General features: G+C 74.4%; 24 protein-coding genes and 1 tRNA gene. 9 read left to right on the forward strand and 16 right to left on the reverse strand.

What is annotated here, in order from left to right:
• Positions 1 to 656: 656 nt before the first annotated feature.
• The 3 genes from M0638_RS15670 to M0638_RS15680 all read left to right on the forward strand — a co-directional run bounded on the left by M0638_RS15670 (position 657) and on the right by M0638_RS15680 (position 4,490).
• Positions 657 to 1,301, forward strand: coding sequence for a tripartite tricarboxylate transporter TctB family protein (locus M0638_RS15670; protein ID WP_248667935.1), 645 nt, complete (start codon positions 657 to 659; stop codon positions 1,299 to 1,301).
• A 94-nt stretch (positions 1,302 to 1,395) separates the two neighbouring features.
• Positions 1,396 to 2,898: a tripartite tricarboxylate transporter permease gene (locus M0638_RS15675; protein WP_248667936.1), complete on the forward strand. Its 1,503-nt coding sequence runs from the start codon at positions 1,396 to 1,398 to the stop codon at positions 2,896 to 2,898.
• Between the two features lie 137 nt (positions 2,899 to 3,035).
• Positions 3,036 to 4,490: a mannose-1-phosphate guanylyltransferase/mannose-6-phosphate isomerase gene (locus M0638_RS15680; protein ID WP_248667937.1), complete on the forward strand. Its 1,455-nt coding sequence runs from the start codon at positions 3,036 to 3,038 to the stop codon at positions 4,488 to 4,490.
• A 264-nt stretch (positions 4,491 to 4,754) separates the two neighbouring features.
• Here the strand turns inward: M0638_RS15680 and M0638_RS15685 are convergent, their stop codons facing one another.
• From M0638_RS15685 to trxB, 3 genes are all read right to left on the reverse strand, one after another.
• Entirely contained in the window at positions 4,755 to 5,465 is a 711-nt protein-coding gene (locus tag M0638_RS15685; protein WP_248667938.1) for a pirin family protein, read from the reverse strand.
• Between the two features lie 351 nt (positions 5,466 to 5,816).
• The gene (locus M0638_RS15690; RefSeq protein ID WP_248667939.1) at positions 5,817 to 6,710 is read right to left on the reverse strand and encodes a LysR family transcriptional regulator; all 894 of its coding nucleotides are present in this window, start codon (positions 6,708 to 6,710) and stop codon (positions 5,817 to 5,819) included.
• A gap of 32 nt (positions 6,711 to 6,742) precedes the next feature.
• On the reverse strand, positions 6,743 to 7,720 hold the full coding sequence (trxB, locus tag M0638_RS15695; RefSeq protein WP_248667940.1) for a thioredoxin-disulfide reductase: 978 nt from the start codon (positions 7,718 to 7,720) through the stop codon (positions 6,743 to 6,745).
• Positions 7,721 to 8,001: 281 nt separating this feature from the next.
• Between trxB and M0638_RS15700 the strand changes: the two genes are divergently transcribed.
• Positions 8,002 to 8,508, forward strand: a complete 507-nt coding sequence (locus M0638_RS15700) for an Lrp/AsnC family transcriptional regulator (protein ID WP_248667941.1) — start codon at positions 8,002 to 8,004, stop codon at positions 8,506 to 8,508.
• Positions 8,509 to 8,778: 270 nt separating this feature from the next.
• On the opposite strand, the gene M0638_RS15705 is transcribed toward M0638_RS15700, so the two are convergent.
• The 6 genes from M0638_RS15705 to M0638_RS15730 form a co-directional block, all read right to left on the reverse strand.
• On the reverse strand, positions 8,779 to 9,468 hold the full coding sequence (locus M0638_RS15705) for an NnrU family protein (protein ID WP_248667942.1): 690 nt from the start codon (positions 9,466 to 9,468) through the stop codon (positions 8,779 to 8,781).
• 66 nt (positions 9,469 to 9,534) lie between these two features.
• Positions 9,535 to 10,017 carry a 23S rRNA (pseudouridine(1915)-N(3))-methyltransferase RlmH gene (locus M0638_RS15710; protein ID WP_248667943.1) on the reverse strand — a complete coding sequence of 161 codons (483 nt, stop codon included), beginning with the start codon at positions 10,015 to 10,017 and terminating at the stop codon, positions 9,535 to 9,537.
• A gap of 33 nt (positions 10,018 to 10,050) precedes the next feature.
• A complete protein-coding gene (gene rsfS, locus M0638_RS15715; protein ID WP_408903639.1) occupies positions 10,051 to 10,536 on the reverse strand; it encodes a ribosome silencing factor in 486 nt (161 codons plus the stop codon).
• A gap of 947 nt (positions 10,537 to 11,483) precedes the next feature.
• A complete protein-coding gene (locus M0638_RS15720) occupies positions 11,484 to 12,095 on the reverse strand; it encodes a nicotinate-nucleotide adenylyltransferase (protein ID WP_248667998.1) in 612 nt (203 codons plus the stop codon).
• Positions 12,096 to 12,378: 283 nt separating this feature from the next.
• Complete coding sequence (locus M0638_RS15725; protein ID WP_248667944.1) at positions 12,379 to 13,275, reverse strand: 2-keto-4-pentenoate hydratase; 897 nt, start codon at positions 13,273 to 13,275, stop codon at positions 12,379 to 12,381.
• A gap of 147 nt (positions 13,276 to 13,422) precedes the next feature.
• Positions 13,423 to 14,688 (reverse strand): glutamate-5-semialdehyde dehydrogenase, encoded by a 1,266-nt coding sequence (locus tag M0638_RS15730; RefSeq protein WP_248667945.1) that lies wholly within the window; start codon positions 14,686 to 14,688, stop codon positions 13,423 to 13,425.
• A gap of 568 nt (positions 14,689 to 15,256) precedes the next feature.
• Between M0638_RS15730 and M0638_RS15735 the strand changes: the two genes are divergently transcribed.
• The 5 genes from M0638_RS15735 (at position 15,257) to M0638_RS15755 (ending at position 19,304) form a co-directional block, all read left to right on the forward strand.
• Positions 15,257 to 16,561 (forward strand): E22 family MetX-like putative esterase, encoded by a 1,305-nt coding sequence (locus M0638_RS15735; RefSeq protein ID WP_248667946.1) that lies wholly within the window; start codon positions 15,257 to 15,259, stop codon positions 16,559 to 16,561.
• A 201-nt stretch (positions 16,562 to 16,762) separates the two neighbouring features.
• Positions 16,763 to 16,835 (forward strand) — tRNA-Ile (locus M0638_RS15740).
• A gap of 38 nt (positions 16,836 to 16,873) precedes the next feature.
• On the forward strand, positions 16,874 to 17,827 hold the full coding sequence (locus M0638_RS15745; RefSeq protein WP_248667947.1) for an SAM-dependent methyltransferase: 954 nt from the start codon (positions 16,874 to 16,876) through the stop codon (positions 17,825 to 17,827).
• Positions 17,828 to 17,989: 162 nt separating this feature from the next.
• Positions 17,990 to 18,223, forward strand: coding sequence for a DUF2171 domain-containing protein (locus M0638_RS15750; protein WP_248667948.1), 234 nt, complete (start codon positions 17,990 to 17,992; stop codon positions 18,221 to 18,223).
• Between the two features lie 166 nt (positions 18,224 to 18,389).
• Positions 18,390 to 19,304, forward strand: coding sequence for an NAD(P)-dependent oxidoreductase (locus tag M0638_RS15755; RefSeq protein ID WP_248667949.1), 915 nt, complete (start codon positions 18,390 to 18,392; stop codon positions 19,302 to 19,304).
• A gap of 48 nt (positions 19,305 to 19,352) precedes the next feature.
• Here the strand turns inward: M0638_RS15755 and M0638_RS15760 are convergent, their stop codons facing one another.
• From M0638_RS15760 to M0638_RS15790, 7 genes are all read right to left on the reverse strand, one after another.
• The gene (locus M0638_RS15760) at positions 19,353 to 20,714 is read right to left on the reverse strand and encodes an LLM class flavin-dependent oxidoreductase (RefSeq protein ID WP_456316043.1); all 1,362 of its coding nucleotides are present in this window, start codon (positions 20,712 to 20,714) and stop codon (positions 19,353 to 19,355) included.
• A 136-nt stretch (positions 20,715 to 20,850) separates the two neighbouring features.
• The gene (locus M0638_RS15765; RefSeq protein WP_248667950.1) at positions 20,851 to 21,867 is read right to left on the reverse strand and encodes a dipeptidase; all 1,017 of its coding nucleotides are present in this window, start codon (positions 21,865 to 21,867) and stop codon (positions 20,851 to 20,853) included.
• A gap of 137 nt (positions 21,868 to 22,004) precedes the next feature.
• Positions 22,005 to 23,186 (reverse strand): isovaleryl-CoA dehydrogenase, encoded by a 1,182-nt coding sequence (locus tag M0638_RS15770; protein WP_248667951.1) that lies wholly within the window; start codon positions 23,184 to 23,186, stop codon positions 22,005 to 22,007.
• 85 nt (positions 23,187 to 23,271) lie between these two features.
• Positions 23,272 to 23,922 carry a hypothetical protein gene (locus tag M0638_RS15775; protein WP_248667952.1) on the reverse strand — a complete coding sequence of 217 codons (651 nt, stop codon included), beginning with the start codon at positions 23,920 to 23,922 and terminating at the stop codon, positions 23,272 to 23,274.
• 218 nt (positions 23,923 to 24,140) lie between these two features.
• Positions 24,141 to 24,965: a c-type cytochrome biogenesis protein CcmI gene (ccmI, locus tag M0638_RS15780; RefSeq protein WP_248667953.1), complete on the reverse strand. Its 825-nt coding sequence runs from the start codon at positions 24,963 to 24,965 to the stop codon at positions 24,141 to 24,143.
• Positions 24,962 to 25,453 carry a cytochrome c-type biogenesis protein gene (locus tag M0638_RS15785; protein WP_248667954.1) on the reverse strand — a complete coding sequence of 164 codons (492 nt, stop codon included), beginning with the start codon at positions 25,451 to 25,453 and terminating at the stop codon, positions 24,962 to 24,964. Before M0638_RS15785 ends, ccmI begins: the two co-directional genes overlap by 4 nt.
• 182 nt (positions 25,454 to 25,635) lie before the next feature.
• Complete coding sequence (locus M0638_RS15790) at positions 25,636 to 26,145, reverse strand: DsbE family thiol:disulfide interchange protein (protein WP_248667955.1); 510 nt, start codon at positions 26,143 to 26,145, stop codon at positions 25,636 to 25,638.
• Positions 26,146 to 26,256: the final 111 nt, after the last annotated feature.

Genomic DNA, 26,256 nt, shown 5'->3' on the forward strand with positions numbered 1-26,256 from the left:
GCAACGCCGTGCGTCGGCGCGCCGCGGCCGGGCGCCGGCCGAAGGAAAACTTGTCCGGTAGGAGGGCCCGTGTAATACGCTGCCGGGACGGGAGGGATGATGGTCCTGGCGGCGCGGCAGGCAAGGCTCGAAGGCGGCGTGGCGCTGGCCCGACCGGTGGCGGCGTGCGCTCGTCCGGAACCGCCCTGTCCCGTCTTGCTCCGCCCCGCCCTGCCCCGCTGCGTCTCGCCCCGCTGTGTCTCGCCCCGCCTTGGCGCGCACCGCCGGCGGGCGGCTTGCCGTGGCGGGCCGTTTTCCGGCCGGGCGGGCTTCCGGCCGGCAGGCATCCATCCTCCCGCACCACGGATCATCCTCGCGCCGCGCGCGCGGGCCGTGCGGCAGGGCCGCCACGCTCCCTCTTCCCCGTCCGCGCCGCTGCGGCGCAACATCGCAACATGCTTGCGCGCGCAGCGTGGATATGCTGTCGGGTGCGAATGTCGCGGCCCGTGCCCACGCAACGGCGCCAGCGACAGGGTGTCGCAACGCAGTGCACCGGACCGGCGCCAACCCTGCCTCAGGGGCAGGCGCGCCGGCCCGGTCCGCTGAGCCGCGCACTTGGGGCTTTTCGACACGCGGCGGCTGACTCCGGCGCCGCCGTTCCGAGGGAAGGTTCGGGAATGAAACTCAACGCCAAGGACCTGGCATCAGGGCTCTTCCTGGTTCTGCTGGCCGCGGTCGGCCTGTGGCTGAACCAGGACCACGCGCTGGGATCGGCGCGTCGCATGGGTCCGGGCTACATGCCCATGCTCGTGTTCTGGATCCAGATCGCCCTCGGCGCGGTGGTGCTGGTCGCGTCCTTCTTCAACGGGCCGGACCCGCTGGAGCGCTGGACCGGCCTCGACGCGGCGAGCCTCGCCGGCGGCGTCATCGCCTTCTCGGTGGTCTACTGGTTCGTGCTGCCGATGCTCACCGGCGCGCCGCCCGCCGGCACGACCGAGGTGGAGGCCGGCAGCCAGAGCTTCCTCGGCAGCGGCTACAACGGGCTCGGCATCGCGCTGCTGGTCGGCTTCCTGGTGCTCGCCATCTCCGGCGGCTGGCGCCCGACCGCCTTCATCTGCGCCTCGCTCTGCGCCTTCGCGCTGCTGCTGGAGCGCGGCGGGCTGATCCTGGCGACGATCGGCACCGTGGGCGTGGCGGCCTTCGCCGACCGCTCGCAGCGCGTGCTCGGCGTGCTCGGCTGCATCGCGGTGCTCTGCCTGATGTGCTGGTGGATCTTCATCGACCAGCTCGACATCCGCGTGCCGGTCTGGCCGCAGTTCTGATACCGGGGACCGCGATGCGCACCGAACCAAGCAACAAGACCCACCCGATGCCCCCGGCGCCGCCCCTGGCGCCGGCCGAGGGAGCCCGGAGCTGATGGAAACCCTCCTCGCCAACCTGGCGCACGGCTTCTACGTCGCGCTCAGCTTCCAGAACCTGCTCTTCGCCCTGCTCGGCGCGCTGATCGGCACCGCCATCGGCGTGCTGCCGGGCATCGGGCCGGTGGCCACCATCTCCCTGCTGCTGCCGATCACCTTCGGCCAGCCGGCGACGACGGCCATCATCATGCTCGCCGGCATCTACTACGGCGCGCAGTACGGCGGCTCGACCACGGCCATCCTGCTCAACCTGCCCGGCGAGGTGTCGTCCGTCGTGACGACGCTCGAAGGGTACAAGATGGCCCGCAACGGCCGCGCCGGCGCGGCGCTGGCCACCTCGGCGCTCGGCTCCTTCTTCGCGGGATCGGTCTCCACCCTGATCGTGGCGGCCTCCGGCCCGCTGCTGACCTCGGTGGCGCTGTCCTTCGGCCCGGCCGACTACTTCTCGCTGATGCTGCTCGGCCTCATCATCTCCTCGGTGCTGGCGCAGGGCTCCGTCCTCAAGTCGGTCGCCATGGTGGTGCTGGGCGTGCTGCTCGGCCTGGTCGGCACCGACGTGCAGACCGGCCAGCAGCGCTTCACCTTCGGCATCGCCGAGCTCTCGGACGGCATCGGCTTCGTGCCCGTCGCCATGGGCGTGTTCGGCATCGCCGAGATCATCCTGAACCTCGAGCGCCCCGAGGCGCGCGACGTGCTCAAGACCAAGGTCGGCAGCCTGTGGCTGACCAAGGAGGAGTGGAAGCGCGCGACGCCCGCGGTGCTGCGCGGCACGGTGGTCGGCTCGGTGCTGGGCATCCTGCCCGGCGGCGGCGCCTCGCTCGCCTCCTTCGGCTCCTACATGATGGAGCGGAAGATGTCGAAGGGCCGGGCCCAGTTCGGCAACGGCGCCATCGAGGGCGTCGCCGGCCCGGAGGCGGCCAACAACGCCGCCGCCCAGACCTCCTTCATCCCGCTGCTCACCCTCGGCATCCCGGCCAACGCCGTGATGGCGCTGATGGTCGGCGCGCTGATCATCCAGGGCATCCAGCCCGGCCCGCGCATGGTGGAGGCCCAGCCGGACCTGTTCTGGGGCCTGATCTGCTCCATGTGGCTCGGCAACCTGATGCTGCTGGTCATCAACCTGCCGATGATCGGCATGTGGGTGAAGCTGCTGGCCGTGCCCTACCGCTACCTCTATCCCTCGATCCTGATCTTCTGCGCCATCGGCGTGTACAGCCTGAACAACAACGTGTTCGACGTGTACATGACGATCCTGTTCACCCTCTGCGGCTACATGTTCAACAAGCTGAAGATGGAGCCGGCGCCGCTGCTGATCGGCTTCGTGCTCGGCCCGATGATGGAGGAGCATCTGCGCCGCGCCATGCTGCTCTCGCGCGGCGACCCGATGATCTTCCTCCAGCGCCCGATCAGCGCCACCATGCTGGCGATCGCCGCGATCGCCCTCGGCCTGATGCTGATGCCCAACCTGCGCAAGGGCAAGGAAGAGGCGATGGCGGGCTAGGCCAGGGGCCGCCCTTCCGCCTCCGGCCCGTGGCCGGGGGCGCGCCAACGGGGGAAGCCGGTCCGGACGAAAGTCCCGATCGGCTTCCCTTTTTTTATGCTGCACCGCATTATGCGGCCAATACCTGGAGGCACTTCATGCCGAGCGCGTTGGACGAGCGGATCGTACCGGTCATCCTGTCGGGGGGCAGCGGCACGCGCCTGTGGCCGCTGTCGCGCGAGACGTATCCGAAGCAGTTCTGGCCGCTCGTCTCCGAGCTCACCATGCTGCAGGAGACGGCGGCCCGCGCCATCGGGCCGGACTTCGCCCCGCCCGTCGTGATCTGCAACGAGGGCAGCCGCTTCATGGTCGCCGAGCAGCTCCGCGCGCTGCATTCCGGCACGGGCGCCGCCGAGGGGCCGCTCGGCGCCCGGGTGGTGCTGGAGCCGCAGCCGCGCAACAGCGCCCCGGCCATCGCCGCCGCCGCCCTGCTGGTGCACGAGGAGAATCCCGGCCAGGTGCTCTGGCTGCTCGCGGCCGACCACGTGGTGACCGACCTGCCGGCACTGCATGCCGCCCTGGGCCGTGCCGCGGCGGCGGCGCGCCGGGGCAAGATCGTCACCTTCGGCATGTCGCCCACCTCGCCGGAGACCGGCTACGGCTACATCGAGACCGGGCCCGAGCTGAAGGAGGCCCCGGGCGTCCACCGCGTGGCCCGCTTCGTCGAGAAGCCCGACGCCGCCACCGCCAGGACCTTCGTCGAGGGCCACCGGCACCTGTGGAACTCCGGCATGTTCGTGGCGACGGCCGCGACCCTGATCGCCGAGCTGGAGCGGTACGAGCCCGAACTGCTGGCCGCGGTGCGCACCGCCGTGCAGGCGGCCAGGCGGGACCTCGACTTCATCCGGCTGGGCGAGGCCTTCCTGGCCGCCCCCTCGGTCTCGATCGACTACGCGGTGATGGAGAAGACCGAGGCGGCGGCGGTGGTGCCGGCCAGCATCGGCTGGTCCGACCTCGGCTCCTGGGCCGCCCTGTGGGAGGTGGCGCCCAAGGACGCCGCCGCCAACGCGACGCAGGGGCCGGTGGAGCTGCTGGACGCCAAACGCTGCCTGGTCCGCTCCGAGGGGATCCTGACCGCCGTGGTGGGGCTGGAGGATGCGGTGCTGGTCGTCACCGACGACGCCGTGCTGGCCATGCACCGCGACCGCGCCCAGGACGTGAAGAAGGTGGTGGACCGCCTCAAGGCCAAGGGCGTGAAGCAGGCCACCGAGCACCGGCGCATGTACCGCCCCTGGGGCCACTACGAGGGCCTCATCATGGGCGACCGCTTCCAGGTGAAGAAGATCCAGGTCCGCCCCGGCCAGAAGCTCTCGCTGCAGAAGCACTTCCACCGCGCCGAGCACTGGGTGGTGGTGAACGGCACCGCCATCGTCCAGCGCGACGCGGAGAGCATCCTGCTGCGCGAGAACGAGAGCGTCTACCTGCCGCTGGGCTGCGTCCACCGGATGGAGAATCCGGGCATGATCCCGCTGACCCTGATCGAGGTGCAGGCGGGCTCCTATCTCGGCGAGGACGACATCGTCCGCTTCGAGGATACCTACGGGCGGACCTGAGCACCCCAGGCCCGCGTCCCGCCTCCGGGGCCGCGGCGCGGGAGGGGTCGCCGCCTCCGGCGGGACGGGGCGGCCGGAGCATTCCCGGGCCGGCGCCGTTCCGGCCTGACCGCGTCGGGTCGGAACGGCGCCGGACCCGGCGCGAAAGCGGCGGGGCCCGGCCCCGCCCCGGAGCTTGGCCCCGGCGCCTGTCGGAGAGGCCGGCGGCGGACGGGATGGCGCGGCTGGCCCCGCCGCGCCGGTCCGCCGCCCCCGGACAGGCCGTCAGTCCGCCGCCACCTCCACCAGCACCAGTTCCGCATCCTCCGTCGCCGTCACCGCGATCTCCGACTCGTCGGCGATGGCGGCGCCGTCGCGCTCGCCGAGCGGCCGCCCGTTCACCGTCACCGCGCCGCGCGCCGGCACGAGGTAGGCGGCCCGCCCCGGCGCCAGGGTCTGGCGCAGCGTCTGCCCGGCCTTCAGCGTCGCCGCCAGCACCGCGGCGTCGGCCTGGAGCGGCAGCGCCTCGCCGCCGGCATCGCCAGGCCGGCCGGAGGCGAGCACGCTGAAGCCCGCCTCGCGCGACTCCTTCGGGAAGCTGCGCGCGCCCCAGCTCGGCTTCGCGCCGCGCTTCTCGGGCATGATCCAGATCTGGAAGATCCGGGTGGTGCCCGGCTCCAGGTTGTACTCGGAATGCACGATGCCGGTGCCGGCCGACATGATCTGCACGTCGCCCGCCTCGGTCCGGCCGGTGTTGCCCAGGCTGTCGCGATGGGTGATCGCGCCTTCCCGGACGTAGGTGACGATCTCCATGTCGCGGTGCGGATGGGGGTCGAAGCCGGTGCCGGCGGCGATCTCGTCGTCGTTCCAGACGCGCAGCCGGCCCCAGTTCATGCGCGCCGGGTCGTGGTAGCCCGCGAAGGAGAAGTGATGGCGGGCCTTGAGCCAGCCATGGTCGGCGCCACCGAGGGTGGCATGGGGGCGGATGTCGATCATCTCTCGTCGTGTCCCGGGGGCCGCGTGTGGCGTGGCCCTCTGTCGCGTCGAGAGGTGGCGGGGGTGGCAGGGCGCGGCAAGGCGCGGGGCCATTGGCGGGGGTGATGACGGTCATGGCGGGCCGGCGGCAGCCACCGCCCGGCGACGCCGGCAGCCCGCCGGCCCATCCCCGCCGAACCGGGGTTTCCGGAGGGGCTTCGCCCTTGGTGTTTCCGGAAGGGCTTCGCCCCTTGGTGTTTCCGGAGGGGCTTCGCCCCTTGGCGGGATGGTCCGGGAAGGGCAGCGCCCTTCCCGGCGGGGTTCGGGGCGTCGCCCCGATGCCCCCGGCGCCCCTGCCCGGCCCGGAGCGCCTCAGCCCGGGCTGGCGGCCAGCTCGGCGATCAGGAAGTCGCGGAACACCGAGACGCGCTTCGAGTGCCGCATCTCCTCCGGATAGACGAAGTAGGCGTCGATGCGGGGCGCCTTCAGCTCCGGCAGCAGCACGGTCAGCCCGTCGAGGTCGGTGCCGAGATAGCTCGGCAGCGCCGCGATGCCGAGGCCGCTGCGCACCGCGAGCAGGATGCCGAACAGCGAGTTCACCTCGACCGAGGGCCGGCGCGGCGTGCCGGGACGGCGGCCGACATCGGCGAGCCAGTTGATGTCCTCGATCGGCGGGCGGTAGTCGCCGTAGACGATCAGCCGGTGCGCGTCGAGGTCCTCGGGCCGCTGCGGCGTGCCGGCGGCCTTGAGGTAGTCGGGCGAGGCGACGACCTTCCAGCCGAAGGTGGCGATGTGGCGCTGGATCAGGTCCGGCTGCCGCGGCGCGTGCATGCGGATCGCGACGTCGGCCTCGCGCATGGCGAGGTCGAGCTCGGAGTCGTCGAGCAGCAGCGTCGCCGTCACCTCGGGGTGGGAGCCGAGGAAGCGGTGCAGGCGCGGCGCCAGCCAGGTGCTGCCGAAGCCGGTGGTGGTGGTGATCTTGATCCGCCCGGTCGGCCGCTCGCGGCTTTCGGTCAGCAGCGCCTCGGTCATCGCCAGCTTGGCGAAGACCTCGCGCACCGCGCGGTTCAGCGTCTCGCCCTGCTCGGTCAGGATCAGGCCGCGCGCGTGCCGGTGGAACAGGGGAACGGAGAGGGATTCCTCCAGCCCCTGGATCTGCCGCGACACGGCGGACTGGCTGAGGTTGAGCGTCTCGCCGGCATGCGTGAAGCTGCCGGCCTCGGCGACCGCGTGGAAGACGCGAAGCTTGTCCCAGTCAAGCGGCATCAGCTTGCGGCCTGCATGCGGTTACGGTCTCCTCAATCGTAGGCGGCGATGGCGGGCGCGTCGGCGGGGCGGTGGGCGAGGAATTTCTCCGCCTCCAGCGCCGCCATGCAGCCCGTGCCGGCGGCGGTGACCGCCTGGCGGTAGATGCGGTCCTGCACGTCGCCGGCGGCGTAGACGCCCTCGACGCTGGTGCGCGGCGTGCCGGGGCGGGTGAGGATGTAGCCGTCCTCGTCCATCTCGAGCTGGCCGCGGAACAGCGCGGTGGCGGGGTCGTGCCCGATGGCGACGAACACGCCATCCACCGGCAGCTCGCTCCGCGCGCCGGTCACGGTGTCGCGCAGCGCCAGGGCGCGGACCACCGGCATCTTCGCCTCGGTGCCGAGCACCGCCTCGGCGACGCTGTTCCAGCGAACCTCGATGCGCGGATGCGCGAACAGGCGTTCCTGCATGATGCGCTCGGCGCGCAGCGAATCGCGCCGGTGCACCAGCGTGACCTTCGCGGCGAGGTTGGCGAGGTAGAGCGCCTCCTCGACGGCGGTGTTGCCGCCGCCGACCACCGCCACCTGCCTGTTGCGGAAGAAGAATCCGTCGCAGGTGGCGCAGGCGGAGACGCCGAAGCCGCCCAGTTCCTTCTCGCCCGGGATGCCGAGCCAGCGCGCCTGGGCGCCGGTCGCGATCACCAGCGCCTCGGCCTCGTAGCGGGTGCCGGAATCGCCCTCGCAGCGGAAGGGGCGGCGCGAGAGATCGACCGCGGTGACGATGTCCTGCACGACCTCGGCGCCGACATGCTCGGCCTGGAGCTGCATCTGCTCCATCAGCCACGGCCCCTGCACGGCCTGGGCGAAGCCGGGGAAGTTCTCGACGTCGGAGGTGATGGTGAGCTGCCCGCCCGGCTGCAACCCGGCCACGACGAGCGGCGCCAGGCCCGCGCGCGCCGCGTAGATCGCGGCGGTGTAGCCGGCGGGGCCCGTGCCGATGATCAGCAGGCGGGTACGGCGAATCTCGGCCAAGGCTCCATCCCGATACGACAGGTTCACACTCATATCGGTCACGGCGCGGACATAACAAGCAGAACCCGCATGTTGACGCGCGACCGGCCACACTGTTGCAGCGGCGCGGCACCGATGGCCACCCCGATGGCGGCGCCGGGTGCGGCCCGTGGAGGCCGGCGACGGGCGCGGGTTGCGGCGGCCGGGCCGGCCACCGATGGCGGCGAATGCGTCGTGCGTCTTGATCCCCGGCGCGCGTGCAAGGATATTGCGCTTACCAGCCGGCGCGAGCAACGAACAAGGTGCACCCGATCAAACCCGATCCCGAAGCCGCAACCCTCGACGCCGTGGCCCTCGACAGCGTGGATCGCCAGATCCTCGGGGAATTGCAGGCGGATGGGCGCATCACCAATGTCGAGCTGGCCCGCCGCGTCGCGCTGAGCGCCCCGCCCTGCCTGCGCCGCGTGCGCCGGCTGGAGGAGACGGGCGTGATTCGCGGCTACCACGCCGACATCGACCCCGCCTCGCTCGGCTGGCAGATCACCTTCTTCGCGCTGGTCGGCCTCGAGACGCAGAAGGAGGCGGTGCTGACCGCCTTCGAGGCCATGGTGCGCGAGTGGTCCGAGGTGCGCGAGTGCCACATGATCCGTGGCGGCGGCGACTTCCTGCTGCGTCTCGTCGCGCGCGACACGGCGCACGAGAACGCGCTGACCGCGCGGCTGACCGCGGCCGACCAAGTGATGCGGGTGCAGACGCTGCAGACCATCCGCACCGCCAAGGACGTGGCCGGCGTGCCGATCCCCGGCTAGAGCCGTTCCGGCCTGACCGTATCAGGCCGGAACGGCCCCAGCCTTTTGATTTTTCGCATTTTCCGAGCCGCCGAGCGAGGACGCTCAGCTTGAAAATGCTCTGGAGCCGTTCCGGCCCGACCGTATCAGGCCCGAACGGCTCCAGCCTTCTGGTTTTTCGCCTTTTCCGGGCCGCCGGGTGAGGACACCCGGCTTGAAAATGCTCCAGGGGCCGGCGCCGGCCAGCCGCCCTCCCCGATCCCGACCGGAGCGGGCCGTGCCGAAGCCGGCTCAGCCCGGCGGCAGCGGCGAGACGCCGAACAGCAGCGGGTGCAGGTGCAGCAGCGTGCCCCAGGCGAGCACCGCCAGCGCCGGCGCCAGCCAGCCGATCTCGGCCAGCAATTCCCTCGGGGCCAGATGGTTGCGCCCCGCCGCGATCGCGCCGAAGGGCAGCACCGAGGTCCGCGCCGCGAAGCGCCGCCAGCCGGCCGGATCGCGCCGCGCCAGCTTGGCGTCGAGCGAGGGCATGCCGGCCAGCGCGGTGACGGCGAAGGCGCCGAAGAACAGCAGCGCCGCCGAATCGCCGTTGCCGACGATGTGGACCAGCGCCCAGAGCGCGAAGCTCCACAGCATCGGGTGCCGGGTGACGCGCTGGATGCCGCGCACCGGCGCCTCCAGCCCGCCGCCGCCGACCGCCGTCGGGTTGCGCGCCGTCACGGCCGCGAAGAACAGCAGGAAGGCCGGCAGCATCAGCAGCACCAGCAGCCAGCGCAGCCAGCCCGGCGCGTACCAGAGCGGCGTGGTGGGCGCGGCGTCGAAGGCGCGCACCAGCAGCACGATCAGCACCACGGACAGGACCGAGAAGGCGGCCCGGAAGCCGCCCTCGCCGAGCCGCGCCGCCAGCGCGTCGCGCAGAGGCGTGCCCGCGAGGCCGACATGGGCGGCGACCCAGAGGATCGCGGCGAGGAGGAGCGGCAGCATCGTGTCAGCCTCCGGCGGCGGTCGGGACGCGGCACGGCGTTCGGCCGTCCCCTTGGGGCTGCCGCCTCACGCCGGCCGCCAGGCGCGATGGTACGGGTGCCCGGTCCGGATCGCCTGCGCGCGGTAGAGCTGCTCGGCCAGCAGCCCGCGCACCAGGAAGTGCGGCCAGGTGAGCGGGCCGAGCGACAGCCGGCACTCGGCCCGCGCCAGCACCGCCGGATCAAGCCCCTCGGCGCCGCCGATCAGGAAGCAGGGGCCGCGCCCCTCCCAGCGGCCGAGCAGCGCCGCCAGCCCCTCGCTGCCGGGCGAATCGCCGCCGAGGTCGAGGGCCACGGCCGGGGCGCCCTCGGGGATGGCGGCCAGCATGGCGGCGGCCTCGCGCCGGCGGATCTCGGCCGGGCTGCCGCGCCCCTCGGCCAACTCGGTTACGAGCAGGGGCGGACGCAGCCGGGCGTTGTACTGCTCGAACAGCGCCAGCTCCGGCCCCGGCCGCAGCCGGCCGACCGCGATCAGGCGCGGCGCCGAGCGCGGGATGCGGGGCGCGGCCACGCGGCGGGCGGCCCCCTGCCCTGCCGGACGCGCCTACTCGGTGTCCGACCCCACCAGGCGCACCTCGCCGGCGGGGCTGTCGGGCCCCCACATGCGCTCCAGCGCCCGCTCGGCGCGGGCCTCCGGCTTGAACAGGTGGATCACGAGGTCGCCCGCGTCGATCAGCACCCAGTCGGAGGAGCCGAGCCCCTCCACCTGCACGCGCTGGCGCAGCCCGGCCTCGCGCAGCGCCTGTTCCAGGTGCTGCGCCATGGCCTGGATCTGCCGGTCGGCGAGGCCGGAGGCGACGATCATGCGGTCCGCGAAGGAGGAGCGGTCGGCGATGTCGAGGACCACGATGTCCTCCGCCTTGTCGTCCTCCAGGCTGCGCCGGGCGGCCTCCACCAGCCGGTCCACGGCGGGCGGCGCGGCGACGGGCTTGCGCGGCTTGCGGGCGCGCGGGGTGGCGACGGGGCCGGCCTCGACCTCGGTCTTGCGCAGCTTGCGCGGCCGCGGCGCGACGGGCTCCAACGCCTCCAGCTCGGCCTCGACGCGCTGCGCCTCGCGCGCCGGCCGCTGGCGGGCGCGGCGCTCGGCGTAGGGCGAGGCGGGAGCCTTGGCCCGCGCCGCGGTGGCGCGGGCACGCGCCGGGGTCTCGGTGGCGCGGGAACGCGCCGGGGGCTCGGTGGCGCGGGAACGCGCCGGGGTTGCGGCGGTGCGGGCGCGGGTCGGCCGCGCCGGCGCCTCGGCGGTACGGCCGCGACGCGTGGGCGCCTCGGCGACGCGGGCGCGCGGGGCCTTCGTCCCGGCGGCGGCGCGCTTCGCGGCCGGCCTGGGCTCGTCCTTCGCGCGGGCGGGTGCGGCAGCCTTGGCGGCGCGGGGCCGGGATTCGCCGGCGGCGGGCTTGCGGGCGCGGGCCGGGGCCGCCGCCTGCGGCCTTGCCCGCCGCGTCACCCCGGCCTCGCCCTCGGCGGACCGGGCGGCGGGGCGCTTCGCGGGCCGGTCCGCGCGGCTCCCTGAAGCGGCGCGACGCGGGCCGGTGCGGGCGGGCTTGTCTCCCTCGGTCTTGCCGGGGCCCTTCGGGGTGCGGGCGATGGTCGCCTCCTGTGCGACGCTGTGGTGCGGCCAACCCTGGCCGCAAACGGCCGGGATTGTGAAGCCTCGCGCCCGGGCAGGCGGCACGGCACGGCACGCATGGATGCGGCCGGTGGCGAGGGAATGGTCGCGCGGGCGGCGCGAGGCAAGGGGCGCGGGCGGCCCCGCGCGACGCTGGCGTCATCGTGAATCGATGGGGTGACGAGGCGGGGTGGTGCGGCGGGCGGCGACCCCGCCTCCGACGCCGCCCGCCCCTGGTCCGAGCCCCTGGCCTACCTCCCCTGGCCCGCCTCCTCTGGCCCGCCTCCCCTGGCCCGCCTCCCCTGGCCTACCTCCCCTGGCCCGCCTCCTCTGGCCCGCCTCCCCTGGTCGGTGCCCCCTGACCGTGTCGTTCAGGCGGCCCGTGCCAGCGCCGCCCGGATCGCGGTGGCCGAGGCCGAATGCTCCGGCGCGACCAGCAGGCTCCAGCCGGCATGCCGGGCCTTTCCCGGGTCCTGCCCCGCCAGCAGCGCCGCCGGGCGGCGCCGATGGCGGGCGAGCACGTGCGCCGCCCGCCCGGCCAGGGCGTGGCGCGTGTAGCCGGGGCGCGGCAGCACCGCGAGCGCGGTGCGGCACGCGATCTCCCGCCAGCGGCCCCAGCGCGGCAACTGGGTGAGGTTGTCGGCGCCCAGCAGCAGCACGAAGGAGGCGCGCGGGAAGCGGCGCCGCAGCAGGCGCAGCGTGTCGGCGGTGTAGCGCGTGCCGAGCCGCGCCTCGACATCGACGGCCAGCACGCGGCGTCCGTCGGCGATGCGTCGGGCGGCGGCGAGGCGCTCGGCGAAGGGCGCCATGCCGCGCCTCGGCTTGAGCGGGTTGCCGGGCGAGACCAGCAGCCAGACCTCGTCCAGCCCCAGCCGGCGCAACGCCTGCTCCGCCACGTGGCGGTGGCCGGCATGCGCGGGATTGAAGGAGCCGCCGAGCAGGCCGATGCGCCGGCGGCGGCGATCGCCCCAGGGGCCGGGCAGGCGATGGCCGGGCAGGCGATGGCCCGGCGACGCCTGGTCGGGTGCAGGGCGGTCGGCGCCGGCCGCCGGGAGACCGGGCCTCACGCCCGCCCGCCCGCCACGGCCGGCGCCGCGCCACCCGGCCGCGGGCGGACCGGCCATGGGCGACCCGGCCATGAGCGGACCGGCCCCGCACGAACCGGCCATGAACGAGCCTGCGCCGCACGAGCCCGCCATGGGCGGGCGCCGGCGCGGGAAGCGGGCCGGCGGGCGTGGCGACGGCGGTGGCGGGCGGCGTTCTGGATCACTGCATCCGGACGGTGACGCTGACCGGCTCGGCCAGCAAGCCCTCGTAGCGCAGCGTGTAGGTGCGGCCGGCGACGCTGGGCACGGAGGGCGCGAAGCCGCCGAGCGAGACGATGTCGCCCGCCCGCAGCCGCTGGCCGGACTTCGCGAGGTCGGCGACCAGCCACGGGATCACGTCGAGCGGGTGGCCGAGCAGGGCGGTGCCGGGGGCGCGGGCCAGCTCGCGCGTATCGTCGGCGAGGATCACCGTCATGCTCGCCAGCCGGTCGGCGAATTCCGGCGTCGCCTGCACCGGAATCGGCGTGCCGACCACGCCCGAGCGCGCGGCGACCTCGATGGCGATCAGGTTCGGACCATCCACCTGCCCCTGGGCGAGCGAGACGTCGGGCAGCTCGATGAAGGGGACCACCTGGTCGAGGTGGCGCAGGATCTCCACCCGGTCGGTGGCGCCGTTGATGCCCTCGTCGCGCACCCGCACCAGCAGGTCGGCCTCGACGCTCGGATTGACGCCGAAGCGCGCCGGCATGGCGTCGCCGGAGCGGTGGCGCAGGGTCGCCTCGAAGATCGCGCCGCGCACCGGGTGCGGCACGCCGAATCGCTGCTGCACGGCGGTGTTGGTCAACCCGACCTTCCAGCCGACCTGCCGGCCCCACTCGCGCGCCAGCAGCGGCGTCAGCCGGTCCTGCGCGCACTGCCCGTCGGCGAGCGAGAGGCCCGGGCCGTAGCCCTGCACCGGCGCCTCGGCGCGCAGGATGGCGGCGGCGCGCTCGGCGACGGCCGCCTCGGAGGGGCATTCGGCGCGGGCGGCGGCGGGCAGCGCCGCGAGGGCCAGCACGGCCAGGGCGGCGGGCAGGCGCCGCGGCGGAATCGGGCGCGGGATGCGGTCGGGGGTCATGGTGCCTTGGCGTTCCTCTCGGGCTTCCTGCATCGGGGCGGCAGCCGGCGGGCCGGTGGCCCCCTGGCGGCTTCCCCGATGCCCCGAGGGGCCGGCGCGCGGCCGCCTCCCCCGGGGAAGCGGCCGGCCGTTCTCAGGACCCGGGCTTCAGGGCCGGGTCTGGCCGCTCCCGAGCACATGGTAGCGATAGGTGCAGAGCTGTTCCAATCCCACCGGCCCGCGCGCGTGCAGCCGGCCGGTGGCGATGCCGATCTCGGCGCCGAAGCCGAACTCGCCGCCGTCGCAGAACTGCGTCGAGGCGTTGACCATGCCCACCGCGCTGTCGAGGCCGTTCAGGAAGGCCTCGGCGGCGGCCGCGTCCCCGGTGACGATCGCCTCGGTGTGCTCGGAGCCGTGGCGGCGGATGTGGTCGAGCGCCGAATCCACCCCGTCCACCACCGCGACCGAGAGCCGCGCGTCCAGCCACTCGGTCGAGAAGTCCTCGTCCGAGGCGGCGGGCAGGGTCGGCACGACGGCACGGGCGCGCGCGTCGGCGCGGAAGTCGCAGCCCAGCGCGGCGAGGTCGTCCACCAGCACCGGCAGCAGGGCGGGGGCGATGGCGGCGTCGATCAGCAGAGTCTCGGTGGCGCCGCAGATGCCGGTGCGGCGCATCTTGGCGTTGGCGAGGATGCGCCGCGCCATGTCGGGATCGGCCGCCGCGTGGACGTAGGTGTGGCAGAGCCCCTCGGCATGGGCGAGCACGGGCACCCGGCTCTCCTCCTGCACGCGGGTGACGAGGCCCTTGCCGCCGCGCGGGATGATGAGGTCGATCAGCCCGGCGGCGCGCAGCATGGCGCCGACGAAGGCGCGGTCGGCGACCGGCGCCACCTGCACGGCGGCCTCGGGCAGCCCGGCGGCGCGCAGCCCTTCCAGCAGGCATTCGTGGATGGCGCGGGCCGAGCGCAGGCTCTCCGAGCCGCCGCGCAGGATCACCGCGTTGCCGGACTTGAGGCACAGCGCGGCGGCATCGGCCGTCACGTTGGGGCGGCTCTCGTAGATCATGCCGATCACGCCGATCGGCTGCGCGACGCGGCGGATGACCAGGCCGTTCGGCCGGGTCCATTCCGCCAGCACTCGGCCGACGGGGTCGGGCAGCGCCGCCACCTCCTCCAGCCCCTTCGCCATCGCCTCGACGCGGGCGGGGGTGAGGGTCAGTCGGTCGCGGTAGGCGGGCGTCAGCCCCTCGGCGGCGGCGAGGTCGGCGGCGTTGGCGGCCAGGATGTCGCCCGCGCGGGCACGGAGCGCGGCGGCGGCCTCCCGCAGCGCGCGGTCCTTCGCCGGTCGCGGGGCGCGCGCGAGCAGGGAGGCGGCCGCCTTCGCATCGCGGGCGGCGCTCTCCAGGAGGCGGGCAACCTCGTCGGCGAGCTGGTTCACGGCACGGACCTTTTCGACAGCCGGGACAGGCGGCCGCACCGGACGGCCGCCGCCGCCATGCCCGGACGAACCTTCCGCAGGTTCGCGCACGGGCGGATGGCGAGGCAGACTTGCGCAGCCTGATTAGCGCGGCGGCGGGCCGCCGAACAGGGCGGGCCGCGCGGGGTGAGCCATGCGCGGACCGGCGGCACGCTCGCCCCGACGGCCGGGACGGGGCACGGCCCCCATGGACAGGACGGGGCATGGCCCCGACGGCCGGGACGGGGCACGGCCCCGATGGCCGGGACGGGGCACGTCCCCGATGCCGGTTCGCCCGTCGCATGCCTCCCGGCCCCGGCCCCCGGTCGCGCAGGCCGGCGCCGCCCGCGCCCCTGCCCCCTCCGACGCGGCCAGCACCGGGCACGACGCCGCTTGCCGTCCCGCCGGGGCGGTAGGCACGATACCGCGCGACCGGAACGGCGGGCGGCGGGGATTCGGGGCCATCGTGGTCCGGGCCGCCGGCGAAGGGCAGGCGCGGCAGGGAAGGCGCGGGGGGCCGATGGCCGCCCGGCACGCGCAGGGGGGATGGATGCTGAGACGCGCACTGATCCGGGCGGCGCTGGCGCCGGCGGCGATCCGCGGGGTGCTGGATGGCGCGGCCCGCCGGGCCGGGCTCGCCGCCGGCCTGTCGGGCGCCCTGGCCGCGCCGGCCATCGCCCAGGCCCCCACCCAGGCCCCCACCCAGCCCCCCGTGCAGACCGCCCCGTCCGGCACGGCCGCGCCGGAGGACGGGCTCGTCGAGAAGAAGGTGTTCGAGACCCAGGGCTTCCGCACCCGCGGCGGCGCCACCATCCCGACCGTCCGCCTCGGCTACCAGACCATGGGGCAGCTCAACGCGGCGGGCGACAACGCGGTGCTGATCTGCCACTTCTTCTCGGCCAACAGCCACGCCTTCGGCCGCTACGCGGCGGGCGAGGCGCCGGGCTACTGGGACGCGATCATCGGCCCGGGCAAGGCGATCGACACGGGGCGGTTCTTCGTCGTCTCCTCCGACACGCTGGTCAACATCAACCCGCGCGACGCCCGCACCACCACCACCGGCCCGGCCACGGTGAACCCGCAGACCGGCCGGCCCTGGGGCATGGAATTCCCCGTGATCGCCATGCGCGACTTCGTGGAGGCGCAGAAGCTGCTGCTCGACAGCCTGGGCGTGAAGCGGCTGGCGCTGGTGGCGGGGCCGAGCAACGGGGCGCTGAACACCATCGAATGGGCCTGCGCCTACCCGGAGATGATCGAGCGCGCCATGCCGGTGATCGGCGCGGGCGAGTTCGACGCCTGGATGATCGGCTGGCTCGACGTCTGGGAGAGCCCGATCCGGCTCGACCCGAACTGGCGCGGCGGCGACTACTACGGCGTCGGGCGCGAGGCGCCGCTGCGGGGGCTGGCGGAGGCGCTGAAGATCGTCTCGCTGCATGCGCGCGACCGCGGCTGGGCGCGGCAGTTCGGTCGCCGCCCGGCCGAGGGGCAGGACCCGGCGCGCCGGATCGGCGACCGCTTCGCCGTCGAGAAGTGGCTGGAGGACACGGCGACGGCCCGCGCGCGCACGGCGGACGCCAACTCCTTCCTCTACATGGTGCGGGCCAACCAGCTCTTCCTGAACGAGTACCCGTCGAGCGAGGCGGCGCTCGCGAACAGCAAGGCGCGCTGGCTGGTGGCGGCGAGCCTGGGCGACCGCGTGTTCCCGATCGAGTACAACCACGAGCTGGTGGCGATGCTGCGCCGGGCGGGGCGCCCGGTGGAGTTCGTGGAGCTGCGCGGCGATCTCGGGCACCTCGAGGGCGTCGCCGGCATGGCGCAGGCGGCCGGGCCGATCGGGCGCTTCCTGGCGGGGTGAGGGCGGGCCCGGCGGCGCCCGTCTCCGGGTGCCGCCGACAGGATGGCCGGCGGACGGCGCCGGTGACCGGAACCGGCGGGCGGAACCGCGGGGAATGCGCGGCGCCATGCCCGCCTGGTCCGCGCGGTCGGGGGGCGGCGAGCCCGCGCCGTCCGCCGATGGTCAAGCGCCACGGCATGCGCTAAGCGGGGCCGCAGGTGCGGGCCTGTAGCTCAATGGTCAGAGCGGACCGCTCATAACGGTTTGGTTGCAGGTTCGAGTCCTGCCGGGCCCATCCTTCCGCCCACCCTTCCGAGAGCACAAGACACGCGCATGACCGGGATTGCCGGGGCCGGCGCCGATCCGGCGGCAGGCGGGATCGCCGCCGCCTATCTGGCGGCCGAGGGGTTCGAGGCGGAACTGGCCGAGGAGCTGGCCCGCGCCGGCCGGCGCATCGCCGGCTGGCACGGCCGGCTGGCCCTCTCGCCGGACCCGCCGGCCACCATCGCCTGGGCGCTCGACACCTGGACCGCGCCGCGCGCGCTGCCCGCCCCCTCGGTCAAGGCCGCCGCCGACGCGCTGCGGGCGATGCAGCGCAACTGGTCGCACTACGGCGCGTCGCACCACCGGCGCGCGGCGCTGATCGAGGCGCGGCTGCCGCCGGTGAAGGCACGGCCGCTGACCTTCCCGGAGCCCGCCCCCACCGGCCATCTCGGCGCCTGGACGCTGCTGGCGCCGGACCGGCTGCTGGCCAGCCCGACCAAGGCCAGCCCCTTCGTCAACGGCGCGCCGCGCTTCGTGGAGGATCGCGAGGGGCCGCCCTCGCGCGCCTACCTCAAGCTGTGGGAGGCGCTGACGCGGCTCGGGCGCTGGCCGGGGCCGGGCGAGACCTGCCTCGACCTCGGCGCCTCGCCCGGCGGCTGGACCTGGGCGCTGGCGCGGCTCGGCGCCACGGTGATCGCGGTGGACAAGGCGCCGCTCGATCCCGCCATCGCCTCCATGCCGGGCGTCTCTGTGCGGCAGGAGAGCGCCTTCGGCCTCGACCCGCGCGCGGAACCCGCCGTGGACTGGCTGTTCAGCGACGTGATCTGCTACCCGGCGCGCCTGCTCGCCCTGGTGCGCCGCTGGCTGGAGGCCGGGGCGGCGCGCAATCTCGTCTGCACCATCAAGTTCCAGGGCGTGACCGACCACGACACGGCGGCGGAATTCGCCGCCATCCCCGGCGCGGTGATGTTCCACGGCGCGCACAACAAGCACGAGCTGATGTTCGCCCGCCTGGCCCCGTAGGCTGCCGCCCGGGCCGGCGCGGATTCACGCCTTCGGGCGTGTCCGCCCTCCGGCGACCTGCGCCGGCCCGGCCGCCGGCGCGACTTGTCCGGATTGTCATCCCTGCATCCCGGACGCCCGTGCCACGTTCAGGGCATGGCAAACACGGCAGGAGAGCCAGCCATGGTCGATCGCAGCCAGATCAAGGAACACATGGAGGTCGTCGGCTCGGACGGCGGCCATATCGGGACGGTGGACCACCTCGACGGGGACCGGATCAAGCTCGCGAAGAAGGATCGCGGCTCGGGCGGGCACCACCACTACCTGCCGCTCGGCCTGGTCGAGGAGATCGACGAGGCCGGGGTGCGCATGTCCTTCAAGTCGGAGCTGGCCGAGCAGTTCTGGGAGGCGAAGTAGCCGCCCCGCCCCGCGCCCTCGCGGCCGGGGCACGTCGCGACGGGCCGGGGGACGCCGATCCGCGGATCGACGGCCCACGGATTGCCAGGCCGCGCGGGATCGGGCACTCGTGCCCGCCGCCCGCGCGGCCGAGGCCGGCTGCCGGGCGCCGCAGAAGGAGCCCGGCATGCGCGCCATCTTCGTCGACGCCAATTCCAGCCTTGCCGCGGTGACGCGCCGCCTGCTCCGCCCCGGCGACCCGGCGGTGGAGATCCTGGAGGATCCCGACATCACCGCGGCGCAGCTGCCGGCGCTGCTGCGCGACGCGCCCATCGCCATCGACGACCATACCGCCTTCCCGACCGACATCGTCCGGCAGTGCCCGGCGTTGCGGCACGTCGTCTTCCTCGGCACCGGCGCCCGCTCCTACATGAACCCGGAGGAGCTGGCCGGGCTCGGCGTCACCGTCCACACCATCAAGGGCTACGGCGACACCGCCGTCGCCGAGCACGCCATCAGCCTGATGTGGGCTGCGGCGCGCGACGTGGCGGCGATGGACCGCGGCATCCGCGCCGGCGGCTGGCCGCGCACCGAGGGCATGCAGCTCACCGGCAAGACGATCGGCCTGATCGGCTATGGCGGCATCGCGGCCGAGGTCGCGCGCATCGCCGGCGGCTCGGGCATGCGCGTGCTGGCCTGGAACCGCTCGCCGAAATCGGCGCCGGGGGTGGAGTTCGTCGATCTCGACACGCTGCTGGCCGAGAGCCACGTCGTCTCGCTGCACCTGCTGCTGAACGACGAGACGCGCGGCTTCCTCTCGGCCGAGCGCATCGCCCGCATCCGGCCGGGCGCCATCCTGGTCAACACCGCCCGCGCCGCCGTGGTGGACGAGGCGGCGATGATCGCGGCGCTGGAGAGCGGCCGGCTCCGCCATGCGGCGCTCGACGTGTTCGAGACGGAGCCGCTGCCCGCCGGGCACCGGCTCGCCGCCCTGCCCAACGTGACCCTGACCTCGCACTCGGCCTTCCGCACCCCAGAGGCGAGCGACAACCTGATCGAGGCGGCGCTGGAGCACTGCCGGCGGATCGCGGCGGGCGGCTGACGCGGCCGGGTGCCGCTCGGGCGGCGGCCGGCGCGGCGCCGCCCGCCGTCAGCCCGCGGGGAAGAAGCGGTTCGCCGGGCGCGGCAGGCCGAGATGCTCGCGCAGCGTCGTGCCCTCGTACTCGCGGCGGAAGATGCCGCGGCGCTGCAATTCCGGCACCACCTTGGTCACGAAGTCGTCGAGGCCGGCGGGCAGGAAGGGGAACATCACGTTGAAGCCGTCGCAGGCCTCGGTCTCCAGCCATTCCTGCATGGTGTCGGCGATGTTGGCCGGCGTGCCGGTGATCTGCCCGCCGCCGTAGCCGCCCACCTTCTGCGCGAGCTGGCGCACGGTGAGGTTGCCCTCGCGCCCCAGGGCGATGGCGCGCTCGCGGCCGCTCTTGCTCTCGTTGGTCTCGGGGATGTCGTCGGGCAGCGGCGCGTCCGGGTCGAAGCGGGAGGCGTCGGTGCCGAGCATCACGGAGAGCGAGGCGATGCCGCTGTCGTAGTGGACGCGGCTGTCGAGCAGGGCGCGCTTCTCCTGCGCCTCCGCCATCGTGTCGCCGACCGTGACCAGCACGCCGGGCAGGATCTTCAGGTGGTCGCGGTCGCGGCCGAGCCGGTCCATGCGGCCCTTCACGTCGGCGTAGAAGGCGCGCGCGGCATCGATGTTGCCGCCGGCGGCGAACACCACCTCGGCCGTCTCGGCGGCGAGCTGGCGGCCGGGCTCGGAGGCGCCGGCCTGCACGATCACCGGCCAGCCCTGCACCGGGCGCGCGATGTTGAGCGGCCCGCGCACGGAAAGGTACGGCCCCTTGTGGTTCAGCACGTGCATGCGCGCGGGATCGAAGTAGAGGCCGGACTCCGCGTCGCGCACGAAGGCGTCGTCGGCGAAGCTGTCCCAGAGGCCGGTGACGACGTCGTAGAACTCGCGCGCGCGGCGGTAGCGGTCGCCGTGCTCGCGGTGCTCCTCCAGCCCGAAATTCAGCGCCGCGTCGGGGTTCGAGGTGGTGACGATGTTCCACCCCGCGCGGCCGCCGCTGATGTGGTCGAGCGAGGCGAAGCGGCGGGCGATGTGGTAGGGCTCGTCGAAGGTGGTGGAGGCCGTCGCCACCAGCCCGATCCGCTCCGTGCAGGGGGCGAGCGCCGAGAGCAGCGTGAAGGGCTCGAAGGAGGTGACGGTGTGCGAGCGCTTCAGCGCGTCGATCGGCATGTTCAGCACGGCGAGGTGGTCGGCCATGAAGAAGGCGTCGAACCGGCCGCGCTCCAGCGTCTGCGCGAGGCGCACGAGGTGGCGGAAATTGAAGTTGGCGTCGGGCCAGGCGCCGGGATAGCGCCAGGCGCCGGTGTGGATGCTGACCGGGCGCATGAAGGCGCCGAGGCGGAGCTGCCGAGGGGACTGCCGAGAGGGCTGGCGTGGGGCTTGGGGCAAGGCGGGGACTCCTGCCGGGCCGGCGCGGAACGCGCGGCCTATTCACGCCGGACACTCGCGCTTTGCCGGCCTCCCCGCAAGATCCACAGCCCGTAATCGGGCTTGCGCCGCCGGCCGGGGCATGCGGCCGCCCGCTTCAACCCGCCGCGAGCGCCTCCGCGTGGCGCAGCAGCCGCAGGAAGTTGCCGCCCCAGAAGCCGGCGATCTCGGCCTCGCCCCAGCCGCGCCGCAGCAGCTCGGCGGTGAGGTTGCCGCTCTCCGAGGCGTCGCCCCAGCCGCGGAAGCCGCCGCCGCCGTCGAAATCCGAGCTGATGCCGACATGCGCCGGGCCGCAGCGGCGGGCCACGTGGTCGAGATGGTCGCAGTAGTCGGCGACGCCCACCTGGTCGAAGCCGGCGCGGCGGCGCAGGAAGCCCGGAACGGCGGTGATCTGCACGAGGCCGCCCGTCTCGCGCAGCACGTCGAGCTGCGCGTCGTCGAGGTTGCGCGGGTGGTCGCAGAGGGCGCGCACACAGGAATGGGTGGCGACGACCGGGGTCGCCGAGCATCCGGCGGCCTGGAGCATGCCGGCGCGGGAGACGTGCGAGACATCCACCAGCATGCCGAGCCGGTTCATCTCCGCGATCGCCGCGCGCCCGAATTCGGAGAGGCCGCCATGCCGCGCCTCGCCGTCGCCGAGATCGGCGCGCGGGTTGGCGCTGTCGGTGATCAGGTTGTGGCCGTTATGGCAGAGCGTCACGTAGCGCGCGCCGACGGCACGGAAGCGCGCCAGCAGCGACAGGTCCTCGCCGATGGCGTAGCCGTTCTCGACGGCGGGGATCAGCGCGATGGCGCCGTCGCGGTGCGCCTGCTCCACCGCGTCGACGGTGTCCACCACGCGCGCCTCGATGCCGTTGCGCGCGCCGCCCATGCCGGCGATGCGCGCGAGCATCGCCTCGGCGCGGCCGGCGGCGATGCGGTGGCCCTCGTCGGTGAGCGGCCCCTGCGGCACGTAGGCGGCGAGGCAGGCGGCGACGAGATGGCCGCGACGCATCTTCGGCAGGTCCACGCGGCAGGTGGTGTCGCCGAACGGGTCCGGCGCCTCGGGCCAGGGGATGTCGACATGGCTGTCGAGCGTCAGCAGACGGTCGTGCAGCGTCTCGGCGTCGGTCATGCGTTCTCGGGCCTTCCACCGGCTCGGGCCTTCCACCGGTCGGTGTGCCGGCGGGAAGGAAGGTGACGGGTTCCGCGCCCGCCGTCACCCTCCCACCGTCACCCTCCCGCCGGCGCGGCACGTCGCCGCTGCGGGCCTCAGGCGGTCTCGTTGAAGAGCTCGCGGCCGATCAGCATGCGGCGTATCTCGCTCGTTCCGGCGCCGATCTCGTAGAGCTTGGCGTCGCGCAGCAGGCGGCCGGTCGGGTAGTCGTTGATGTAGCCGTTGCCGCCCAGGCACTGGATCGCCTCCAGCGCCATCCAGGTGGCCTTCTCGGCGGCGTAGAGGATGGCGCCGGCCGCGTCCTTGCGCGTGGTCTGGCCGCGGTCGCAGGCCCGCGCCACGGCGTACACGTAGGACTTCGCCGCGTTCATCGTGGTGTACATGTCGGCCAGCTTGCCCTGCATGAGCTGGAACTCGCCGATCGCCTGGCCGAACTGCCTGCGCTCGTGCACGTAGGGCACCACCACGTCCATCGCCGCCTGCATGATGCCGAGCGGCCCCGCCGCCAGCACGGCGCGCTCGTAGTCGAGCCCGCTCATCAGCACGTTGACGCCGCGCCCGACGGCGCCGAGCACGTTCTCCTCCGGCACCTCGCAATCCCGGAACACCAGCTCGCAGGTGTTGGAGCCGCGCATGCCGAGCTTGTCGAGCTTCTGCGCGGTGGAGAAGCCGGGGAACCCTTTCTCGACGAGGAACGCCGTGATGCCGCGCGGCCCGGCGGCGGGGTCGGTCTTGGCGTAGATCACCAGCACGTCGGCATCCGGGCCGTTGGTGATCCACATCTTGCCGCCGTTCAGCACGAAGCGATCGCCACGCCGCTCCGCGCGCGTGCGCATGCCGACCACGTCCGAGCCCGCCCCCGGCTCGCTCATCGCCAGCGCGCCGACATGCTCGCCGGCGATCAGCCCCGGCAGGTAGCGGCGCTTCTGCGCGTCCGTGCCGTTGCGGTTGATCTGGTTGACGCAGAGGTTGGAGTGCGCGCCGTAGCTCAGCCCGACCGAGGCGGAGCCGCGGCTGATCTCCTCCATCGCCACCACGTGCTCGAGGTAGCCCATCCCGGCGCCGCCGTACTCCTCGGGCACGGTGACGCCGAGCAGGCCGAGATCGCCGAATTTGCGCCAGAGATCGGCGGGGAACTGGTTCTCGCGGTCGATCGCGGCGGCGCGCGGGGCGATCTCGTCGGCGGCGAAGGCGGCCACCTGCTCGCGCAGCGCGTCCGCCATCTCGCCCAGGCCGAAATCGAGGCCCCTGAAGCTGCCCCTGGAACTGTTGGACATTCCCCCGCTCCCCGTTCGTCGCCGGACAAGGGGGGCGCGGGGCGGCGGTGCTTGTCAAGCGTCCCCGAACGGCGGGGAGCGACCGCTACTGGCCCGGGTTCATCCGGTACCAGCTCCCGTTCGGCGCCTGGGCGAAGTAGTTGCCGGCGCCGTCGCGCATGAAGTTCTGCCCGGTGCGCGGGTCGGTGTAGCCGTTCGGACCCATGTAGGGCAGCACGCGCTGCTGGCCGGTGTAGGGGTCGGTCCAGGTGCCGTTGCCCTGCATGGTGCGGCCCGACTCCTGCAGGTTGCGGCTGTAGCCGTCGGCGTATTGCTGCTGCGCCTGGGCGCGCTGCCGCTCCGCCTCCTGCACGCCCTGCCAGGACTGCTGCTCGCGCCGCTGGTTCTGCAGCTCCGTCTGCCGGTACTGCTGCATGCCCTGCGCGGTGAAGCCGCCGGTGGCCGCGTACTGGTAGGCGAATTGCGGGTAGCTCAGCGTGCCGCCCTGCGCCCGGTGCTGCTGGTACATGGCCCAGCAATTCGGGTCCTGCATGGTGCGCTGCACGACGGCCGCCGTCTGCTGCTGCATCTGCTGCTGCTGCATCTGCATCTGGCGCTGCTGCTGCTCGACCATGGCGCCGTAGTCGGGGCCGAGGTTCCAGCCGTTGTACGTGACCTGCGCCGAGGCCCCCCCGGCGGCGAGGGCGCTGCCGAGACCCGCGAGCAGGGCGGCAGCCAGCAGGGAGGGGCGGGTCATGACGGCGGGTTCCGGGGGGTGGCCGGGATCATTCCCGCCGCCCACGCCCCCTTCTACCGGTCGGGCGCCGGCCCGGGCCACGAAATCCTTCATCGGCCGGAACGAGACCGCGCGAGCGGCCGGCGCGCTTCGGGGCCGCGCCCCGTGCTCAGCCCCCGGGCTCAGTCCCCCCCCCCTGTTCAGCACCCGTGTTCAGCGCCCGTGTTCAGCCCCCGTGTTCAGCCCCCGGGCAGCTCGGCCAGGCGCTGCTCGACGAGGCGGCGCCAGGGCGCGTCGGCGGGGCTGTCCGCCAGCAGCGCCTGCCAGGTCCGCCTCGCCGCCCCGTTCTCTCCCGATCGTGCCTGGAGCACGCCGGAAAGGTAGCGCAGGCGCGGATCGGCCGGCGCCGCCGCCAGGGCGCTGTCGAGCAGGGCGCGGGCCGCTTCCGGCTGGTCCCGGTCGATCTGCAACTCGGCCATCATGGCGGCCAGCGAGGGATCGAAGCGCGCCGCCAGCGCGCGGTCCCAGGCCGCCAGCGCGGCCTCCGCGCGGCCGCGGTTGCGCTCCGCCTCGCCCAGCAGCAGCCAGCCCTGGCGCGCGGCCTCGCTGCGCGGGTCGATCGCGGCGAGGCGGGCGCGAAGCTGCGCCAGCAGCGCCTCGTCGCGCGCCGCCGCCTCCTGCCGCAGCCGCAGCGGCGCCGAGGGCGTGCCCGGCGCGCCGTGCAGCAGGTAGGTGCCGAGCGCCACGGTCGGGATCAGCAGCAGCGCCAGCAGCAGCGCCATCGGACGCGGCGGAGCGGCGGCGCGCCCCGCCCCGCCCGCGGCAGCGTCGGCCGCCGCCCCGGGCGTGGCCAGCAGGCGCCGCTGCACCTCCAGCGTCGCGGCCTGATGCGCGGCCTCGTCCATCCGGCCGAGCGCGCGCTCGCGGTCCAGCTCGGCGAGCTGGGCGCGGTAGAGGGCGAGGTCGGCGGCGCGCCGGCCCCGCGCACGGGGGGCGCGCCACAGCACCAGGGCGAGCGGCAGCAGCGCCGCCAGGGCCAGCAGGCCGAGCAGGAGGAAGGTCAAGCGGCCGGCCCACCCTCCAGCCGCGCCAGACGCTCGCGCTCGGCCTCGGTGAGCGGCGCGGGCGGGGCCGGGTGGCGCCGGCGACGGGCCAGCAGCACGGCGCCGGCGCCGCCGAGCAGCGCCAGGGCGGGCGTCGCCCAGAGCAGCGCCGTCGCGGCGTTGACCGGCGGCCGCAGCAGCACGAAGTCGCCGTAGCGGTCATGGACGAAGCGCACCACGGCGGCATCGTCGGCGCCGGCGGCGACCTGCTCGCGCACGAGGCGGCGCAGGTCGCGCGCCAGGGCGGCGTCGCTGTCCTCGATGGACTGATTCTGGCAGACGAGGCAGCGCAGCTCCCGCCCGATCGCCTGCGCGCGCGCCTCCAGCGCCGGGTCGCGGAGCTGCTCGGCGGGGTCGCCGGCGGCGAGGGCCGGGCCGAAGCGGAGCGGCAGGGCGAGCAGCAGCGCGGCGGCGAGGACGCCGGCCCGACGCCGCGGGACGACACGCATGCCGCCGGCGCGCCTGATCCCCGACGCCTCGTCTGCCGACGCTGCCGGGGCGCTGCCCCGGACCCCGCGCCAAGGGACCGTGGGGGGCGAAGCCCCCTTCGAGCCCCCCTTTTCGGGGAACGGGTCGGGCTTCGTCACCGCGCGCACGGGTCGCGGCACCGGCAGAGGAAGGTCCGGCGGCATCAGGCGTAGCGGCGCAGCAGGGGTTGCAGGTCGCCCGCCAGCACCTCGGGCGTCACCGGGCCGGGCCAGCGCCAGCGCACCTTGCCCTGGCGGTCGATCAGGTAGGTCTCCGGCACGCCGTACACGCCCCAGTCGATGGCCACGCGGCCCGGCTCGTCGCGGCCGAGCCGCGCGAAGGGGTTGCCGCGCCGCTGCAGGAAGGCGGCCGCGTCGGCCGGCCGGTCCTTGTAGTTGATGCCGAGCAGCGTCACCCCGTCCGCCTTCAGGCGCATGAGCTGCGGGTGCTCGATGATGCAGGGCACGCACCAGGAGGCCCAGAAATTCACCAGCACCGGCGCCGCGCCGCCGCGCAGGTCGGCGCTCGCCACGCCGGGCAGGCCGGATTCCGCCAGCGGCGGCAACTCGAACGCCGGCGGCGCCTTGCCGAGGAGCTGCGAGGGCAGGCTCTGCGGCGCGTAGCTGCCGGATTCGAGGCCGCGCAGCATCGCGTAGAAGCCCGCGCCACCCACCACCGCGACACCGAGCGGCGCCAGCAGCAGCGCCCGGCGCGACGGGCGCGGGGAAGGCGGGGCGTCCGCCGGAACGGCGTCGCCGGTGGCCGTGTCCGGCGTCGCGCTGGC

The sequence above is a fragment of the Roseomonas acroporae genome, assembly GCF_023223525.1.
GTDB classification, from domain to species: Bacteria; Pseudomonadota; Alphaproteobacteria; order Acetobacterales; family Acetobacteraceae; genus Roseomonas_E; species Roseomonas_E acroporae.